13 protein-coding genes and 2 pseudogenes are annotated in these 18,059 nt (G+C 67.9%); 6 read left to right on the top strand and 9 right to left on the bottom strand.

The genetic code is table 11. The features are described 5' to 3' along the window. Positions 1-56: 56 nt before the first annotated feature. The 5 genes from F6X68_RS00385 to F6X68_RS00405 form a co-directional block, all read right to left on the bottom strand. Positions 57-788, bottom strand: coding sequence for an ABC transporter ATP-binding protein (locus F6X68_RS00385; protein WP_151452325.1), 732 nt, complete (start codon positions 786-788; stop codon positions 57-59). Then, positions 775-1,683 (bottom strand): ABC transporter ATP-binding protein, encoded by a 909-nt coding sequence (locus F6X68_RS00390; RefSeq protein ID WP_225851853.1) that lies wholly within the window; start codon positions 1,681-1,683, stop codon positions 775-777. Before F6X68_RS00390 ends, F6X68_RS00385 begins: the two co-directional genes overlap by 14 nt. Next, the gene (locus F6X68_RS00395) at positions 1,676-2,695 is read right to left on the bottom strand and encodes a branched-chain amino acid ABC transporter permease (RefSeq protein WP_151452326.1); all 1,020 of its coding nucleotides are present in this window, start codon (positions 2,693-2,695) and stop codon (positions 1,676-1,678) included. Before F6X68_RS00395 ends, F6X68_RS00390 begins: the two co-directional genes overlap by 8 nt. Beyond that, positions 2,692-3,567, bottom strand: a complete 876-nt coding sequence (locus tag F6X68_RS00400; protein WP_151452327.1) for a branched-chain amino acid ABC transporter permease — start codon at positions 3,565-3,567, stop codon at positions 2,692-2,694. Before F6X68_RS00400 ends, F6X68_RS00395 begins: the two co-directional genes overlap by 4 nt. A 61-nt stretch (positions 3,568-3,628) precedes the next feature. After that, the gene (locus F6X68_RS00405; protein ID WP_225851855.1) at positions 3,629-5,071 is read right to left on the bottom strand and encodes an ABC transporter substrate-binding protein; all 1,443 of its coding nucleotides are present in this window, start codon (positions 5,069-5,071) and stop codon (positions 3,629-3,631) included. Positions 5,072-5,591: 520 nt separating this feature from the next. Between F6X68_RS00405 and F6X68_RS00410 the strand changes: the two are divergent. Next, positions 5,592-5,732 (top strand): annotated as a pseudogene (locus F6X68_RS00410) (IS5/IS1182 family transposase); the annotation flags it as partial. Positions 5,733-5,816: 84 nt separating this feature from the next. Here the strand turns inward: F6X68_RS00410 and F6X68_RS33335 are convergent. The 4 genes and pseudogenes from F6X68_RS33335 to F6X68_RS00425 form a co-directional block, all read right to left on the bottom strand. Continuing rightward, positions 5,817-6,710 (bottom strand): hypothetical protein, encoded by an 894-nt coding sequence (locus tag F6X68_RS33335; protein WP_192581214.1) that lies wholly within the window; start codon positions 6,708-6,710, stop codon positions 5,817-5,819. A gap of 98 nt (positions 6,711-6,808) precedes the next feature. Then, positions 6,809-7,201 (bottom strand): annotated as a pseudogene (locus F6X68_RS00415) (transposase family protein); the annotation flags it as partial. A 225-nt stretch (positions 7,202-7,426) separates the two neighbouring features. Next, positions 7,427-8,476: an aminoglycoside phosphotransferase family protein gene (locus tag F6X68_RS00420; protein ID WP_225851857.1), complete on the bottom strand. Its 1,050-nt coding sequence runs from the start codon at positions 8,474-8,476 to the stop codon at positions 7,427-7,429. A gap of 256 nt (positions 8,477-8,732) precedes the next feature. Beyond that, positions 8,733-9,107, bottom strand: coding sequence for a cyclic-phosphate processing receiver domain-containing protein (locus F6X68_RS00425; protein ID WP_225851859.1), 375 nt, complete (start codon positions 9,105-9,107; stop codon positions 8,733-8,735). A 1,235-nt stretch (positions 9,108-10,342) separates the two neighbouring features. Between F6X68_RS00425 and F6X68_RS00430 the strand changes: the two genes are divergently transcribed. The 5 genes from F6X68_RS00430 (at position 10,343) to F6X68_RS00450 (ending at position 18,047) form a co-directional block, all read left to right on the top strand. Beyond that, positions 10,343-14,122, top strand: coding sequence for a non-ribosomal peptide synthetase (locus tag F6X68_RS00430; RefSeq protein WP_151452330.1), 3,780 nt, complete (start codon positions 10,343-10,345; stop codon positions 14,120-14,122). A 98-nt stretch (positions 14,123-14,220) separates the two neighbouring features. Then, positions 14,221-14,706 (top strand): cobalamin-dependent protein, encoded by a 486-nt coding sequence (locus F6X68_RS00435; protein ID WP_151452331.1) that lies wholly within the window; start codon positions 14,221-14,223, stop codon positions 14,704-14,706. Further along, the gene (locus F6X68_RS00440) at positions 14,693-16,105 is read left to right on the top strand and encodes a methylaspartate mutase (protein WP_151452332.1); all 1,413 of its coding nucleotides are present in this window, start codon (positions 14,693-14,695) and stop codon (positions 16,103-16,105) included. Before F6X68_RS00435 ends, F6X68_RS00440 begins: the two co-directional genes overlap by 14 nt. Further along, positions 16,095-17,618: an AMP-binding protein gene (locus F6X68_RS00445; RefSeq protein WP_151452333.1), complete on the top strand. Its 1,524-nt coding sequence runs from the start codon at positions 16,095-16,097 to the stop codon at positions 17,616-17,618. The genes F6X68_RS00440 and F6X68_RS00445 overlap by 11 nt, the downstream gene beginning before the upstream one ends. Before the next feature lie 159 nt (positions 17,619-17,777). Next, a complete protein-coding gene (locus F6X68_RS00450; protein ID WP_151452334.1) occupies positions 17,778-18,047 on the top strand; it encodes a phosphopantetheine-binding protein in 270 nt (89 codons plus the stop codon). Positions 18,048-18,059 lie beyond the last annotated feature (12 nt).

Here is an 18,059-nt window from a genome sequence, read left to right on the forward strand (position 1 = left end):
CGCCCACGGGCGGCCACCCGGGTGGCCGCCCGTGGGCGGCGCCCGCCCGGCGAGAGTCAGCTCGCCGGGCGCAGCTCGCGAGGACGTTGCACACCCATAGCGGCGCGGTACGCGTCGTCCAACGCACGGCCGCCCCCCTCCTCACAGGCCACCACCTCGCCCCGGACGAGTACGTAGCCACGGTCGACGATCCGGCGCAGCACCCCCAGGGCCGGCTCGGCGAGCAACACCGCCACGCCCTCGGCGGCCAGCGCGGTCACCGTCCGGCCGAGCTCCTGCACGATCAGCGGGGCCAGCCCGGTCGTCATCTCGTCCAGCAGCAGCACCCGGGGCGAGCCCATCAGCGCCCGCGCCACCACCAGCATCTGCTGCTCGCCGCCGGAGAGCACCCCGACCAGGCTGCGGCGGCGGGTCTGCAGGATCGGGAAGCGGTCCAGCGCGCCCTGCACGACGCTGCGCGGCAGGTGCAGCAGTTCCGCCATCACCTGGAGATTGTCGACGACGTCGAGGTGCGGAAAGAGCTGCCGCCCCTGTGGGACGATCGCGATCCCCGCCCGGGCCCGGGCCGCCGGCCGCAGCCGGCTGACGTCGGTGCCGTCCAGCAGGACCTGACCGGTGGCGGGCACCGAGCCGTAGGCGGCGAGCAGCAGGCTGCTCTTGCCCGCGCCGTTCGGCCCGACCAGCGCGGTGATGGTGCCGCCCGGCACCGTCACCGTCGCGGCGGAGAGGGCGCTGGCGTGCCCGTACCGGACGCTCAGCCCCTCCACCCGCAACTCATGAGCGGACATCCTCCACCCTCCCCTGTCGTCGCACCTGGTTGCCGGGCACGGCCGCGGCGTCGGTCCCGGCCGGGCCGGCACCGGCCGGCGCCTCGTCCCGGGCCCCACCCTCGTCCTCCGCACCGTCGTCGTCGGCGTCGTGCGCGCCGAAGTAGACCCGCTGCATCTCCGGGCTGGCCAGGCACTCCCCCGGAGCACCGTCGAAGGCGACCCGGCCCCGGTCGAGCAGCAGCACCCGGTCGACCAGCCGGGCGACCAGGTCCACGTTGTGGTCGACCAGGATCACCGCGTGCCCCCGCCGCTGGACGGTCCGGATGACCTCGGCGATGCCGGCGACACCCTGGGCGTCCGACCCGGCGAAGGGCTCGTCGAGCAGCAGGACCACCGGATCCTGGCCCAGGGCCCGGCCGACCTCGACGAGGCGTTGCTCGCCCAACGTGAGGTCACCCGCCATCCGGTCGAGCCCCTCGATGCCCAGTTCCCCCGCCAGTTGCCTGACGGCCTCCCGGTCGGCGGGGCGCTCCGGGCGCATTGCGCCGGCGAACGCGCCGACCAGCATCTGCCAGGGCGTGCCGTGCCGTCGCGCGTGCCGGCCGAGCAGCAGGTTGTCCCGCACGCTCAGGTGCAGCGCCAGCTGCGGGTACTGGAAGGTCCGCCCGAGGCCGACCCGAGCCCGCCGGGACGCCGGACCGGTGAGCTTGCGACCGCGCAGCAGCAGCTCGCCGGCGGTGGCCGCCTGCGCGCCGGAGATCAGGTCCACCAGGGTCGTCTTGCCGGCTCCGTTCGGCCCGACCAGGCCGAGGATCTCGCCCGGACGCAGCTCGAAGGACACCTCCGCCAGCGCGGTCACCCCGCCGTACCGCTTGGTCAGGCCGCGGCCGACCAGCAGCTCCGTCTCATCCACCGGTACGCCCCCTCCGTGGCAACGCGATCGCGCGCCGTCTCAGCTCGTCGGCGTAGCCGATCACGCCCTTCGGCGCGACCAGCATGATGACCAGCACGCCCAGCGCGAGCAGCAACGTGCCGCTGGCCTGCACGGCCGGGAAGTTCAAGGTCAGCTGGACGGCGAGCACGGCGCCGGCGACCGCGCCCCAGGGGGTGCCGGAGCCGCCGATCAGCGGCATGAAGATCGCCAGGAAGACGATGTTCAGCGTGAAGGTATCGGGCGTGACGCTGCCGGCCGAGTAGGTGAACAGGCCGCCGCCGACCGCGGCGATCGCCGCGCCGAGCGCCAGCGCGACCAGGTTCATCATCGGTACGCGGACACCGGCCGCCTCCACCGCCCGGGGAGCGTCCCGCATCGTCCGCACGATCACGCCCCACGGCGACAGGCGCAACCGGTCCAGCAGGAAGGCGACGACGCAGACCACCACCACCGAGCCGACCACCACCTGGTAGTGGCTCGGCGTCCAGCCGAACAGGTGCAGCGGACGCAGGTTGCCCAGGCCGGCGGAGCCGCCGGTGATCCCCTCGCCGTCGATGAGGAACGCGGTGAACGCCATCCCGAAGAGCAGGGTCACCGCCGCGAGGAAGAACCCGGACAGCCGCCGGGTGGCGAGCCCCAACAGGACCGCGATGAGCGCCGCCACGATCGGGCCCGCGATCCAGGCCAGCAGGAGTGGCAGGTCGGTACGGGTCGAGATCAGGCCGACGGCGTACCCACCGATGCCGGCGTACGCGCTGTAGGCCATCGACAGCGAGCCCGCCATCAGGTACGGCACGTACATGCCGAGGGCGATCAGCGCGTACGTGACACTGGCGGTGACGAGCGTCTGCCGGTAGCCGTCGGAGCCCACCCAGGCCAGGATCAGCACCGCCGCGGCGACGCCGAGGGCGAGCCCGCCGATGCCGGGCACCTGACGGATGTCGCGGCGCCTCGGCGGGCCCTCGATGCGAGGCGCCGCCGTGCCGGTCATGCGCGCACCATCCGGACGAAGAGTCCCTGGGGACGGAAGGCGAAGAAGAGCAGGGCGATCAGGAGCATCCCGTACACGTGTGACTGGCCCCCGAAGTAATAGGGCAGGAAGACCTCGGCCAGGCCGAGCAGCATCCCGCCGAAGAGAGGCGCCCAGACCGAACCCGTGCCGCCGATCACGACGGCGAGGAAGCCGGACAGCGACCAGTGCAGTCCCGAGAGCGAGTGCACGCCGGCCTTGGGGGCGAAGAGCAGCCCGGCCAGCGCGGCGAGGAAGCCCGCCAGCAGGAAGGCGATCAGCCGGATCCGGTTGACCGGCAGGCCGAGCAGGGACGCCGCCTGTTTGCTGTCCCCGACCGCCCGCAACATCCGGCCGGTCCGGGTTGATCTGATCCAGACCGCGACCAGGCCGAAGGCGAACAGCGTCACGCCGATCAGCAGGAACGAGCTGGGCTGGACCACGATCTCGCCGACCGTGACCGGTTCGAAGGTGGCCAGGTTCTGCCCCGGCAACGTCGGGTGGCCGAAGAGGTACCCGGCGAACTGCTGGATGGCGAAGAGCACAGCGGCCACCGCGACCAGGGCGGGAAGCTCACCGCCGCCGCTGCGCCGCTGCACCGGCCGGACGACGCCCAGCTCGGTGACGGCCGCGAGCAGCAGGGTGACCGCCACCGCTATGCCGGCGGCCGACCAGACGCCGAGGTCGTACTCGATGACCAGCCAACTCGTGCAGAGGCCGCCCATCATCGCGTACGGGCCGATGGCGAAGTTGAAGAAACCGGCACCGACCTGGACAAGGTAGTAGGCCAGGGCCAGCATGCCGAAGAAACAGCCCATCTCCACCGCGGAGAGCCAGAGCTGGGGATCTGTCATCGTCACTCCCTCGGGAACGGCGGGAGGAGACCGGCCTCGACGGCCGGCCCCCTCCACCGGATCAACCGGAACAGGGCGGCTGGAAGGTGGACCAGGGGCCCTTCGGCTTGTTGTCGGCACCGAACTCGATCAGGGAGAGCCCGCACAGGCCATCCGCGCCGAGATGCTTCGTCGCCGAGAACGACAGGGTGAAGTTCGGCTGTCCGAAGCTGGCCGAGTAGCCGGTGAGGCTCTGGATCGCGGTGTTCAGCTTCGCCGGGTCGTCCGGGCTGCCGGCCTTCTCGATGGCCAGCTTCAGCAGCTGCACCGAGTCCCAGGCCTGCGCGTCGTACGCGGTGACCTCGTAGTCCTTGCCGTGCTTCTTCTTGAGCAGCTCGGTGAGCGCCTTGGTGCGGGGGTTCTCCTGGTTGATCGAGCCCATGAAGATCAGGCCCTCCAGCGCACCGGCGTTGGCCAGTTTCCAGGAGGAGGGCTGGTTGCCGATCGACGCCAGCGAGAACCGCGGCTTGCCGGAGAACTGCCGGGCCAGGGTGTTCTGGGCGAGCACCTCGAAGGCGCCGCCGACGCTCGTCACCAGCACGGCGTCCGGGTTGGCGTTCTTCAGCCGGGCCACCTGGGCGGAGAGGTCGGAGGCGTTGGCGGCGCCCTTCTCGGTGGCCACCACCGTGACGCAGCCGAGCCCGCCCAGCAGCGACTTGTTGAGCGCGGCGATGGTGGTGGTGTCGTCGGTCAACACGCCCAGCTTGCTGATGTTCGCCGCCTTGAACGCGCCGCAGTAGACGTCGGCCCAGTCGGCGGTGGTGTTGGCGAGCATGTAGATCAGCTCGTTGTTGGGCGGCTCGACCAGCGTGGCGGTGACGCCGGTCGGTGCGATCGCCGGCAACCCGAGCTGGGTCAGCGTCGACTTGGCCTGCATGATCGCCGCGCTGCCGCTCTGCAGCAGCAGTGCCTTGGCACCCTGTCCGGCGAGCTTCTGCAGCACCGCGGGAACCTTGGTCGGATCGCTCTCGTCGTTCTCGACGACCAGGCGTAGCGGACGGCCGAGGACCCCGCCCTTGTCGTTGACGTCCTGCACGGCCAGCCGGATCGTCTCGCCGGCGATCGTGCTGTAGGACGCGCCCGGACCGGTGCTGTCCTCGTCCATCCCGATGATGATGGGGGACCCGGAGGCGGTCCCATCGGTGGGCTTGTCGTTGCCGCCGCCTCCACCACAGCCGGTGACGGCCAGCAACAGGGCAACCAGGCCCGTCGCCAGACCGGTGGTGCCACTTCTTGATACGGCCACTTCTATCCCTGCCTTGCCGGTCGTCAGTGATAGGTAGTTGTGCGTCTCGCGTCGAAGTCGGTCGGCCGGCCCGGACGGCCGACCGGTGGCTGCCGCGCGCCCACGAGGCTCCGGCCGGGAATGAGGTGCCACCCCTCCCCAGAACCTAGCAAGCGCTTGGTTGTTTCCAATGATGGTGTCAGCCGCGGGCTGTGTCAAGCACCACAATGTGAGCTGCATGTTACGAATGAATCAAGAAGCACTTTCATCTTCGAAGTCGTCCGACTGCTGGGACACGCCGACGGCTTCGCAGCTCAGCCCCGGTCGCCGAGCGAGATCACCAGGCACCTGCGCGCCGCGGGCCACTCCAGCGCCCACAAGATCGATTACACTCCGTCACCAACGACGGATCGAGCCGACCTCGCGGTCGGCGGGCGGAGCCCGGCGACGGGTCGCCGGGGCGGGATCTGCCCGAACGGCACGGGCCGTGGAAACCGCCGACCGGCCGGTGGCGTGGACGTCCTCGGCCAGTGCCGGGACAACATGGAAGTGATCCAGCGGCGTCACACACAGCGGGTGCGCCGAGGACCAGGCCGACGCGGTCTTCGGCGATCCGGAGCCGGTCGGGGGCACCGCGCAGATCACGGCCGGCCCAGCCGATCGATCCCGCCGCCTGGCATCGCCGGCGGATCCCCGCGTGGACCCTCGACCGGTGTCGCCGGACGCTCCGGCAGCCCTCTGCCGATCGCGTACGCCCGGCCGCGCTCGCGGCGAACGGGCCATCGCCACGCTCAAGACCTGGAGAATCCTGACCAAGTTGCGCTGCTGCCCCCACCAAGCCACCGCGATCGTGCAGGCCATCCTGGTCGTGCATCACGTCGAAGCGGGCCGCTACGCAGGATGGAAGATAGCTCATGGTCCGGCCATGGTTGCCCACGTGGCCGCTTCGGTTACGTGGGCAACCATGGCGGGTTGGATCCGGGGATCAGGTGCAGGTGATGATGAGACCGGTCAGCACGGTGCAGTTCCAGCTGATGGTGTTGTCGGCGGGGTTGGCTTCGTTGGCCGGGATCAGGCTGATGGACACCGTGTAGGTGCCGAGCGCGAGCAGGTTGACGTTGAAGAAGGCGTTTCCTGGCTGGTTGGTCGCGCCTGCGGGAATGACGAAGTTCAGGCCGCAGGAGAAGGACTGTCCGGAGACGAAACCGCTGGTGCAGGCACTGGAGACCTGGCTGGCGAAGCCGGCTGGGTCGGCGCTGCCCGAGAAGACGTTCGGGTTGGTGCTGGCGACCGGTCCCACGTTGGCGCTGGTCCAGTTGAAATTGAGCTGGTTGCCGCTGCGGTTGACAGGCCCCTTGGTGAGGATCAGGTCGGACGTGGCGGGGTTGACGGTGATGGTGGGGCCGGTGGTCAGGCCAATGGTGCTGTTGCTGGAGGTGTAGAACTGGGCGTTGCCCTTGAACGTGCCCGCCGTTGTGGCGGAGTCGACTGTGAAGGTGATGGTGTAGGAAAACGCCTGGTTGTTGGTGAGATTGATCGGGTAGAGCTTGTACTTGTTGGTGATCTCTGAGCAGGTGGGTGTGGACGGGATGCCCGAGCCGCAGGTGGGGCCAGACGTGAACGAGGTGAGCGTGCCGGTGGTGCCGGCGGTGCCGGAGCCGGCGGAAACCTCGATGCGGGCGTTGGTGTAGTTGCCGTTCGAGGTTCCGGTGATCGTCAGAGTGACGGTCGATCCGGCGGTGACGGTGGTGGGGCTGGCGGAGATGGTCAGGGCCGGGTGGGCCGAGGCCGGGCCGGCGATTACGGCCGTGGCCGCTGCCGTGGCCAGCAGGATCACGGCGGCTCGGGCCGCCGATCGCCGCATGGTCGGGACGAGCATGACAGACTCCTAGTCTCTGCGATCCCTGACAGCGTGAAGTGCGCAGGGTTGTATGAGTATCACAGTGCGCAACAATGACCATCATGAATGAACCATGTTCATCCTGCGTAGCGGTTGGCTTCGACGTGGTGCAGGACGAGGATGGCCTGCACGATGGCGGTGGCGCGGCGTGGGCAGCAGCGCAGCTTGGACAGGATCTTCCAGGTCTTGAGCGTGGCGATGGCGCGTTCGCCACGAGCACGGTTGCGTGCGTGTGTCCGGTTGACCGCCTTCTGTCGGCGTGACAGCTTCGGTCGGAAGCGTCGCCGCTTGAAGGGTGTGCGCACGCTGCCGCGAGCGCCCTGGTAGCCCTTGTCGGCGAAGGTCATCACGTCTGCGCTGGTCAGCGCGTCGGTGATGCCGTGAATGCGGGCGGCGGTGAGGTCGCGCGCCGAGCCCGGTAGTGCCGGTGAGGCCCACACCAGTCGGCCTACGGCATCGACGATGACCTGCTGCGCCGTTGGGTTTGGTTCATGCGCAGCAATCGACACAAACCGATACTTAACCGTGGATGTGCCTTATCGGCGCTATCCCGCTCGGCTGAAGATCAGCCAGCCTTGACGGATCCTAGCCAGGCGTTGGGGCCCGTCTGTGCGCGCGAGCCCTCTCAGCCGGACGCGCCTCCACGACCCGACGCGGTGCTCGCTCATGCCGATGTGAGTGCCTAGTTCCCTTGCTCAACCTGCCCGATCCGCAATGATCTGGACTGTATTCTCGTTGCCGGGATACTCGGCCTGAAGGTCGCCGTCGAACAAGCGCCAGCAGAAGTCGTTCATCCGGGCGGCGGCGGGGGCATGTCTGGCGATGATTTCCCCTATGGGCGGCGGCAGGTCCGGTGGGATATCGCCGGCCGCGCATCGGCGCACAAACTGGTCGCGTGCAACGGGACCGCTGCCGACCGGCACGGGCACCCCGCATACTGAGGTGACCAACCAGTTCACCAGCCGCATGGAAGCATAGTCGGCATCATGACCGGCATTGCGGGCAGCGAAGTCGCGCTCGGCGTCCGACAGGTCGAAGCGCGGCGAGGTGGCGAGCCCGAAGTCGACGAGGTAAAGCCGCTCTTCGTCGGCCCGGATGTTGCCGAAGTGTCCGTCCAAGTGCAGTATCTCGCGGTTACGCAGGAACGCCACCATCTCGAACAGCTGCCGCTCGACCGCCGCGGCTCTGCCGACCGGGTCGCTCAGCCAGCGAGGCAGCTCGTCGGGGAGATGTTCGAGGAACAGCACGAGGCTCGCGGTGGCGCCCGCCAGCGCTTCAAAGCGCACACGCACGGCCTGGTTACCGCCGAACTGGGCGACGACGGCGTCGATGTCGAGGTGCTCGGCCGCGACCGGCGGGCGGCCGGGCAGCACCCGCCAGTGGTGCAGCAACGGGAACGATTCCGCCTCGCCGGCGAGGACGCCCTCAGTGACGCTCTGGTTCGCGGCCAGTTCGCGCCACGCGCCGAAGCCCGGGCCAGCCAGGCGGTACATGCCGTATTGCCAATGGACTGGCATGCCGAACAGGTTCGCTGTGCTGTGTGGATGAGCCAGCTCCCGGTCGGTGATCGGGACCCGCTTGACGAACACGGGCACGCCGTCGACGTCGGCGATCGAAGAGCTGCCGCCCACGCCCACGCCCTTGAGTGACGCGGCCCGCAACAACGCTGCCAGTTCACCATCGGTGCGCCCGGCCAGCAGCGCCGCGACGCCGTCATGGCGGGAACGTCGCGTGAGGACCACCACTGCACATGCCATCGAGCGACAGCCCTTGGACACGGTGCGAAGTGGTCTCCTTCGCCAGGCTGATTGACGCGCCCGATTGACAGTGACGGTTCTGAACGGGTTCGGGAAATGCTGGCAGGGCGCCATGACAACGCACTGTCATGCCGCAATCCGATCGCCGCACGGCGTCCCAACGAGCTGGTGGGTTGCCGAAGGGCAGGCATGCCGTAATCAAGTCGCCGACAACGATGACCCGATCGGAGTTCACCCAGACCGGTCAGCTCGCGCTGGCGGTCCCGTCGAGATAGCCGACGTCCGTCGAGCCCGACGCGACGTGGACCTGGTAGCCCCAACGCCGCAGAACCTGGACGATCTTCGTGGCACCAGCCGGGTTGGCGGAGTGGACGTAGACGACACCGATGTCGAACCGGCGATCCTCGAAGGCGGCCCGTTCCAGCACCTCCACGACCGGCCAGATCGTGTCGTCCCCGCCCAGGTCATGGTCCAGCCACAACTCGTCCAACCGCTGCCCCCGGTACCGGTCGAGGAGCTGAACCCCAGCCGCACTGCTACGGGCCACTCCCGCACTGCGGCCGTCCACGAAGGAACGCAGATCATCCACCAGAACGATCCTGGCCCCGCTGGCATCCACCCAGAGAGGATGCCTGAAGCCGCCGTGTTCCGGCATCCGGATCTGCCGTTGTCCGCGCGTTGGCTGCCGCCCGGCGCAGTGCACGGTCGTGCCGATGTGCGGATGAGTGCTTCTGGCCTCGGTAGCTTGCTGCCGCTGCCCACCTCAGGGCGGCGGGACCGCCGGGCGGCGCTCCGAAACGTTCCGCGGCTCTGCTCCGGTGAAGTTCGCCATCTTCGCTCTGCGGCCGACCGGAGGCGCCTCGCCGTTGCGGACGAGAAGGTCCAGTTTCCCGATGGTGAGACCGGTGGCGATCGGCAGATTCTCTGGGTGCCGTCGCCGAGGACGCCGCGCAGGACGCCGTCGTCGTCACGGCGACGGACAGGGTGAGGGGGCCGCGGCGACGGCCCTGGTGAGGCCGGCGTCGACCTGCGGCGTGCCCACCGCCCACCGACCCCTAAGTGAGGATCGAAGGTGTTGCTTTGATCCACTCGCTGTGCGTAGGATCCCCCACCAGGAGGGCAATACATGGTAAAGCGGCATCCGACTACTAATACATGCAGTCGGATGCGGCGCTCACCTTATGGTGAGTTGATTTTTTGAGGTTGTTTGCTGCGATCACATGAACGCTCGCCTACTCGCGGCGAAAGCCGTCGGGTCAGCATACCTTTCCCCGGGCATCCATCCACACGAGGGCTGGAGCCATTCATGCATCTGTCCGTCTTCAGACGCAAGGGGCCGGAAGGCACACCGTCAGACGTGTGGCCGCTCGATTCCGCTCCGCAACAGTATCACTAATTCTCTGTCTATGCGCTGCCCCCAAGGAGCCGAAGCATGCACGACGTCTTACCTTCGGCCGTCCGTGGTATCCCGGGTGGGGTGGCCCTCCAGACCATCCTGACGGCGGCCTCGACCAGACGGTCAGCATGGGTGGTCTCAGCTGATGCCTGCAGACCTGGTGGCGTCTAGAGCGGGCTGCCGGCCCGGCATTCACTCCCCGCGCGGCTCACGTCCCCCGCCCTTGCCCACTCTCCGTTATCCCTCCTCCTGCTGGTCAATCCCTCTCCTTTCACGCCACGCCAGAGGAGAGAACGCAACCCATCTCTGCCACAGGAGCGGCCGTGACTGAGCAATCGCCCGAGTTAGCCGACCGGGTTCCAGGAGACGAATCACTCCTCGAACTGCCAACCGACCGGCCGCGTACTCGTGCTGCCGGTAGCCGTAGGGCGGACGAGCCATTCGCCATCACCGGAGTCATGGCCGAACAGGTCGACGCATTGGCTGGTCGGGTCGGGACCGACAGGTGGGTGGTTCTCCAGACCGCATGGCGCCTGCTGCTGCACCGGTACAGCGGGCAGAGACGATTCGTCATGGGTGTCATGGGTGTGCCCGTCGGGTCAGCCAGGGCGCACGAGCACACCACGGAGCCAGGCACCGTCGTCGAGTGCGGCGATCCCGGGCCACTGGGGTTCGACGCGTTGGCCAGAGCAAACGCCTCCGAGCTCGGGTGCCTCCGTGGCAATCCGGCAGAACAACCGGGCGACGGCGGACACCGAGCCGGATCTCGGACCCAGACGGCACGCGCGGTGTTTGCCTGGTACGGCGAGGGGACGACGGTCCACGGCGAGCCGTTGGAGTCTCCCGTGGCCGATGGGAGCACCTTCCGGGCGGAGATCAGACTGACGATGACCGCGACCTCCGCCGGTCTCGACGGTCGGCTCAGCTACGACCCCGAATTGTTCGACCGCGACACCACCCGCCGCATGGTCACTCACCTGATGACTCTCCTGGGCAGCGCATACGCTGATCCGCACACCCCTGCTCGTCTTCTCACCCTGCTGACGTCCGACGAGACCGCCACGATCACCCGCCAGTGGGGCCGGGGCAGGGCAGCCAGTACGCCCGACCTGTGCCTGCACGAGCTGTTCGAGAGGCAGGCGGATCAGGTGCCGGACGCCCTCGCGGTCTCGTGTGGTGAATCCACGCTTACCTATGGGGAGCTGGAGCGTGAGGCCAACAAACTCGCTCGGCTGCTCCGTCAGCGCGGGATCGGGCCGGAATGCCGGGTAGGCATCCTCCTGGGGCGGGAGCCGAGAGTGATCGTCGCGATCCTGGCGATCCTCAAGGCTGGCGCAGCATACGTACCGCAGGACCGCGATCAGCCTCTGGAGCGGACGGCGACCACTCTCGCGGCCGCCGGTGTCAGCCTGACCATCACGGATGCCGACACCGCTGACCTTCTGGTGCCGACTGGTCTTCCCGTTCTGGACGTCGATCGGCATGCCACCGAGCTGCGGGCACAACCGAGCGACCGACCGGAGTCCCTCGCCGCCCCACGCAATCTGGCGTACGTCATCTTCACCTCCGGCTCCACCGGCACGCCGAAAGGCTCGATGATCGAGCACCGAAGTGCCGTGAACTACCTGCTGTGGGCTGATTCCGTGCTGCCCACGGGCCATCGGCAGGGCACCCTGGTGCATAGCCGACTGAGCTTCGACTTCACCGTGCCGTGCATCTTCGTACCCCTCATGAGGGGCGCGGAGGTGGTGTTGCTGCCCGACGGCGCGAGGATCGACAAGGTGGTCGACGCGCTCACCGGCGACGCCGACTTCGACTTCGTCCGGCTCACCCCGTCGCACCTCGAAGTCCTCGAAGGGCAGCTTCGACTGCGGGGCGGAGGACTGGCCACCAGGACGCTGTTCGTCGGCGGTGAACCGCTGCGACTGGAGGTCGTCAGGTCCCTCGCGGCCCGGGCAGCGGGGCTGACGGTGCTGAGCCAGTACGGCGCCACGGAGGTCACCGTCGGCGGTTGCTGCGTGGATGCGACCGCAGTTGCCGCCGCAGGCGGTCGAGGCACCACGCCTCTGGGGCGCCCCAACCCCAACATCGACGTCTACGTGCTCGACGAGAATCTTCAACCGGTCCCGTACGGGGTCGTCGGCGAAGTGGTGTTCGGTGGTTCCGGGGTCGGCCGCGGCTACGTGAGGTCCCCGGGTCTCACCGCTAAGCGCTTCGTGCCCGACCACCTCGGCGGCCGCCCTGGCGCCCGCCTGTACCGGACGGGGGACCTCGGACGATACCGCGCGGACGGGACGCTGGAGATCGTCGGGCGCCGGGACCGTCAGGTGAAGGTGAACGGGCATCGGATCGAACTCGGTGACGTGGAGAACGTACTGCACACCCACCCGGGGGTGGATCGGGCCGTCGTAGGCGTGGTCGGTCGTCCGGACGGACGGCGTCGCCTGGTGGCCCACGTGCAGCCTCGCCCGCTGGTGGAACCGGTCACCGCTCGACACCTCCAGGAGATGTGCGCCGCCGCGCTGCCGTCGTACATGGTGCCGGCCAGCATCGTCATCGTGGAGAAGATGCGGCTCACGCCGAACGGCAAGATCGACGTAAAGGCGGTTGCCGATCACGCCGACCGCGTCGGCGACGAACCCGCCCCCCTCAGTGTCGACGAGCAGCGGATTGCGCGGGCGTGGCAGACGGTGCTCGGGGTGGACGTGGTGGAGTCCGCAGACGACTTCTTCGCGCTTGGTGGCGATTCCCTCGCGGCGATGCGCGTGGTCCACCTTCTGGAATCGGCGGAGCATGTCCGGATCGGGTTGGATGACATCTTTGCCCATCCGGTCCTGTCAGCACTGGCGGCGCGGGCGACAAGGGTGGAAAGCCCCGCCCAGCCGGCCGTCGCCGCCGAGGATTCGGCAGGCCAGCCGGCCGGCGGCCTGTCCCCCACCCAAAGCGGTCAGTGGCTCCTGCACCAGGTGTATCCCGAACTACCGATATACAACGTTCCCCTGGCGTACGAGCTCACGGGGCAGATAGACGTGGCCGCGCTGAACCAGGCGTTGCACCTCCTGGTGAGCCGGCACGAGGTGTTGCGCACGTCCTTCCCGGAAAGCCGTGGCGTCTCCACCCTGCGGGTGCATCCCGACGTGAGCGTCAGCCTCGACGAGGTCGATGCGACGGGGAATGACCCAGCGGTGCTGGAGGCGCAGATGCGCCTGGTGGCGCGGACACCCTTCGACCTCGAACGCGCACCCCTACTGCGCGGCAGCCTGGTTCGGCTTCGCCCTGACAGGCATGTTCTGCTGTTCTGCCTGCACCACATCATCTGCGACGACTGGTCGATCGGTGTCCTCACCAAGGAGCTGAGCGAGCTCTACGACAGCATCGTGGAATCACGGCCGGCACGACTGCTGACGCTCGACGTCACGTACTCCGAGTTCGCGGCGTCGTACCAGCGATGGCTCAGCGGCGAACGGCTGGCGCGCCAGCTGGACTACTGGCGTTCAGCCCTCGCCGGCTACGTCCCCTTCGACCTGCCCACCGACAGGCCGCGCCCGAAACAGCGACCGGTGAGCGGCGATCGGGTCGAGGTCGACCTGCCCGGTCCCCTCATGGGCCAACTCCGTGCGACGGCTGAGGATCACGGCTGCACGCTCTTCATGGCGGTCGCCGCGGCGTTCCAGGAACTGCTGGCACGATACGCCGACCAGGACGACGTGGCGATGATCGTGCCGGTCGCGGGCCGCCATCATCCCGGTACGGAGTCTCTCGTGGGGCTCCTGATGAACACGGTCGTCCTGCGCGTCCATACCGGCGGCGCGCCGACGTTCGTGGAGATGATGGAGCGGGTGAGGCAATCGGCGCTCGGCGCGTTCAGCAACTCGGACGTGCCTTTCGTTCGGCTCGTGCAGGAGCTCAGCCCTCCCCGCGACCGGAGCCGCCAGCCCTTCACGCAGGTCGCCTTCGCACTTCAATCGGTCACGCCTGCCCCCGTAACCTTCGCCGGCACGGAGGTCCGACAACTGTCCATTCACAACGGAACTGCCAAGCTTGACCTGATGGTCGAGGTGATCCCCGTTTCGCCGACACGATGGTCGTTGCGCGCCGAGTTCGCTACCGAGATATTCGACCGCGATGCGATACAGGAGTTGGTTCTGCACTTCCGTCAGCTACTCACCGCCGGAGCGCGGGACCCGAAAGCACAGCTCTCGGGGGTGCAGCTGGTGGAGGAGCGCCACCCCTCGTAGACGGCCATAGAGCTTGGTGCTGCCGTCCAGCACCGATGTTCGACTCGAATCAGCCGGATGCACCGGTCGACCCCTCGATACATAGAAATCGGTCAGGAATGAGAAGCGATTACCGCCCCGGCAGGCGAACCGTCATCCTGTGCGTCGCGGCCAGCGATTCCCACGTCGTCGCGAACCACCTCATAGCCTATTTGCTCAGGTCCCGCGGCTTCAACGTGGTGAACCTCGGCGCCTGCACGACGGTGTCCGATATGTGCGATGCACTTCTCCGGTGGCCTGAAGCGGAGGCGGTGCTCGTCGGCAGCCTCAACGGACACGCACGACAGGATCTCGCCGACCTGCCAGCGGCGAAGGAACGCGGCGCGATCACCTGCCCGGTGATCGTCGGGGGCAACCTGTCGGTGGCCGTGACCGACGACATCAGCCAAGAGGCGGCCCTCTACGCCCTGGGGGTGGATCACATCCTCCGCGACCCGTCCACGATCCCCACGGTGCTCGACCAACTCCGGGGGCGACCCGACGGCGAGGTGACCGCATTCTCGGGTGCGCCACGCATCGAGGAGACAGCCGATGGACACCGATGAGCTTCCATCGGCTGCCGATTCGATCGGCTTCATCAAAGGGCTGGACAAGCCCACTGTCTCCGATGTCCTGAGGGCGGCGCAGGCCCAGGGCCTGGTGGCGGTTCAGCCGCGATGCGGTGTCGGCGGTCATGAGCAGATGCGCGCCCTGCTGCTCGCCCTCGAAGAAGGCGCCCACCCCGACATCCTGAGTCTGACGATCGACTCCTACACGCGGCTCAACCAGTTCGACAGGGCGCTGTCGTCGTTGTCCAACGCCCCTGAGGAAATGAACGGCTACCCGTTGGTGACGCATGGTTGGCGGCGCGGACGCGACCTCAACCAGGCGGTCTCGGCCCCGCTGGAGGTACGCCATGGCTCTCCGTTGCCGCACCGACTGTTCGAAACCACGATCGCGTCAGGAATAACGTCCTTCGAGGGCGGCGGGATTTCGTACAACCTGCCGTACTGCAAGGACGTGCCGCTCGCGGCCTCGTTGGACGCGTACGCGGAGATCGACGCGAGGTGCGGCGAGCTGGCTCAGGCGGGCGTGGTCGTCGACCGTGAACTGTTCGGCAGCCTCACCGGCGTGCTCGTGCCGCCGTCGGTCAGTCTCGCGATCAGCGTGTTGGAAGCGGTCATGGCCACCCGTGCCGGAGTGACCTGCGTGTCGATCGCGTATCCGCAGGCCGGCAACCTGGTGCAGGATGTGGCCGCGCTGCGCGCGATCCGGTCTCTCGCGAGCCGCTACCTACCCTCGTCAGTCGACGTCCATCCGGTGCTCCACGAGTTCATGGGTGTCTTTCCGAAGAGCCGCGCCCGTGCCGAGCAACTCATATTCGCGGGAGCCCTGACCGCGAGGCTCGGCGGCGCGGCGAAGGTGGTCACGAAGACGATCCAGGAGGGTTACGGCATCCCGGACGCCTCGGCGAACGTTCATGGCATGCGCCTCGCACGGATCGCGAACGCCCCATTCGTCCGCGCCATCCGGCTCGACGAGGACGCCCTGGAGGAGGAGCAACACTGGATCGAGCGCGAGGTGGATGAGATCGTGGGTCCACTGCTCGGCGCCGCCAATCTTCCACTGGCAATCTCCTCGGCATTCGAACGCGGCTCCCTGGACGTTCCCTTCAGCGCGAGCAGGCACGCGAGGTCGAACGTCATGCCGTGTCGGGATCGTGCCGGCGCGGTCCGCTATCTGGACGCGGGTGGGCTTCCCTTCTCCGAGGACGTCATGCGTCGAAACCGCAGCCTGCTCGATGACCGGTGGCTCACGGTCACCGATCACGACCGGATGCGACTACTGATGGCGGACATCAACTACTTCCTTGAGCCGCCGGGCGAGCAGGATTTCGACTTTGCGCCGACTGTGGTTGATTCGGCAACCCAGGGAGCTGATCCGGAGGAAACGTATGCTGCATGACTGGTTCATCCGGAGCGTCGAGAAGTATCCAGACGAGCCCGCGCTGATCGCCGACGGACGGCAGTTCAGCTATGCCGAGCTCGACGGGATCTCCCGCAGCATCGGCCACCGCCTGCTCGCCGAGGGCGTCGACCGGCCGCGAATCGGCCTGCTGTCCACGCGTACCGTCGAGACCTACGCGGCCTACCTCGCGGGGCTGCGGATCGGCGGTGTCGTCGTGCCGCTCGACCCTGCCCATCCTGCCGATCGCCTGGCCGTGGTCGCCCGCTCGGCCGGCCTGGACTTCGTCGTCGCCGACGACACGGCGGACGCCGCACTCCTGGACGCGCTCCCGGCCCGTGTCGTACGCGTCGAATCGCCGTCGGCATCGGACACCACTGCCGGATCGGCATCGCGGGACAGCCTTCCCGACTGGACGGGCAATCCTGACGACCTCGCCTATCTGCTGTTCACCTCGGGCTCGACGGGCCAGCCCAAGGGCGTGCCGATCAGGCACGGCAACGTGGACCCGTTCATCGATCTCAACGTCGCCCGCTACGGGATGGAACCAGGCTGCCGACACTCGCAGATGTTCAGCCTGACGTTCGACCTGTCGGTCTTCGACATGTTCGTCACCTGGGGATCCGGTGCCGCTCTGGTGGTGCCGTCGGCCGACGACCTCTACGATCCGGTCGAGTTCGTCAACAAGCACCGGTTGACGCACTGGTTCTGCGTACCCTCTCTGGTTTCCATGGCCACCCGAGCGCGGCTGCTGTCTCCGGGATGCATGCCGTCGCTGCGCTGGAGCCTGTTCTGCGGGGAGCAGCTCACGCTCAACCAGGCGCAGGCATGGGCCGAGGCGGCGCCGAACAGCACGTTGGAGAACCTCTACGGGCCGACCGAGCTCACGGTTGCGATGACGTCATATCGCCTACCGAAGGAACGCGGCGCCTGGCCGGCGACATCCAACGGAACAGTGCCGATCGGCGCGGTGTACCCGCATCTGGACTTTCAGATCGATCCAGAATCCGGCGAGCTGCAGGTGCGGGGCTCCCAGCGGTTCCACGGCTATCACGACGCCAAGGACAACGAGGGACGGTTCATCGAACCCGCCCTTCCTCAACCCGGGTCCGACCGCCCCGAACCAGGGCCTGAGGCGTGGTACCGCACCGGCGACCGGATCGCCCTCGAAAATGGAATCCTCGTTCACCTGGGTCGCCTGGACCACCAGGTCAAGATCCGTGGATACCGGATTGAGCTACCCGAGATAGAAAGCGCCATGCGAATGTGGGCAGGAGTCGATGACGCGATCGTCCACGCGGTCGCGCACCTGGACGGGCAACTCGAGCTCGCCGCCGCCTGCACCGGTGACGTTCCGTCAGGACGTGAACTACGCAAACTGCTTCGCCCCCACCTGCCCGACTACATGATCCCTACGCGCATCGCGGCCTTGGACGGCCTTCCGGTGAACGATCGCGGCAAGACCGACCGGACGGCCTGTGCGGGACTGCTGCAGAAGAGGTTCGCGCGCTGAGTTCGGCCGTCCGGAGCATGGTGAACGGGAAGGCGATGTCTTCAGCGGGCAGGGTGGAGTGCGTTTCTCTTCGGTGACTGCCCGCCCGCGTGGTGGCCTCAGCGGCGAGCAGCCGGGCAGAGTCCGAGTTTGTCCCTTCTACTTCTTCTGGAGAATCTGATGCCCATGGACCAACTTGCGCGGAAGTCGCTGGAGGAGTCGATGTGCGCCCTGTTCGCCGAGTGTCTCGACATCGATACCGTTTCGGTGACGGACGACTTCTTCGACGTCGGTGGCCACTCGCTGCTCGCGGCTGAGGTCGTGACGAGGATCAACGTCGAATTGGCGGTCGACCTGAGGCTCCGTGACTTCTTCCGCAATCCGACTGTCGCGGACGTCTGTGAGCTCATCGCCGAACAGGAGGGCGTCGTCCGGAGCGAGCGCTCGTGAGGACGCCCAGCG

It is taken from the genome of Micromonospora sp. AMSO12t (assembly GCF_008806585.1).
Classification (GTDB): Bacteria; Actinomycetota; Actinomycetes; order Mycobacteriales; family Micromonosporaceae; genus Micromonospora; species Micromonospora reichwaldensis.

What these genes read in the sequence shown, in the direction of transcription:
- F6X68_RS00400 (WP_151452327.1), bottom strand. Translation starts at nt 3,567, where the DNA reads ATGACAGATCCCCAGCTCTGGCTCTCCGCGGTGGAGATGGGCTGTTTC.
- F6X68_RS00385 (WP_151452325.1), bottom strand. Translation starts at nt 788, where the DNA reads ATGTCCGCTCATGAGTTGCGGGTGGAGGGGCTGAGCGTCCGGTACGGG.
- F6X68_RS33335 (WP_192581214.1), bottom strand. Translation starts at nt 6,710, where the DNA reads ATGCTCGTCCCGACCATGCGGCGATCGGCGGCCCGAGCCGCCGTGATC.
- F6X68_RS00450 (WP_151452334.1), top strand. Translation starts at nt 17,778, where the DNA reads ATGCCCATGGACCAACTTGCGCGGAAGTCGCTGGAGGAGTCGATGTGC.
- F6X68_RS00395 (WP_151452326.1), bottom strand. Translation starts at nt 2,695, where the DNA reads ATGACCGGCACGGCGGCGCCTCGCATCGAGGGCCCGCCGAGGCGCCGC.
- F6X68_RS00435 (WP_151452331.1), top strand. Translation starts at nt 14,221, where the DNA reads ATGAGAAGCGATTACCGCCCCGGCAGGCGAACCGTCATCCTGTGCGTC.
- F6X68_RS00440 (WP_151452332.1), top strand. Translation starts at nt 14,693, where the DNA reads ATGGACACCGATGAGCTTCCATCGGCTGCCGATTCGATCGGCTTCATC.
- F6X68_RS00445 (WP_151452333.1), top strand. Translation starts at nt 16,095, where the DNA reads ATGCTGCATGACTGGTTCATCCGGAGCGTCGAGAAGTATCCAGACGAG.
- F6X68_RS00405 (WP_225851855.1), bottom strand. Translation starts at nt 5,071, where the DNA reads ATGCAGCTCACATTGTGGTGCTTGACACAGCCCGCGGCTGACACCATC.
- F6X68_RS00430 (WP_151452330.1), top strand. Translation starts at nt 10,343, where the DNA reads ATGGCCGAACAGGTCGACGCATTGGCTGGTCGGGTCGGGACCGACAGG.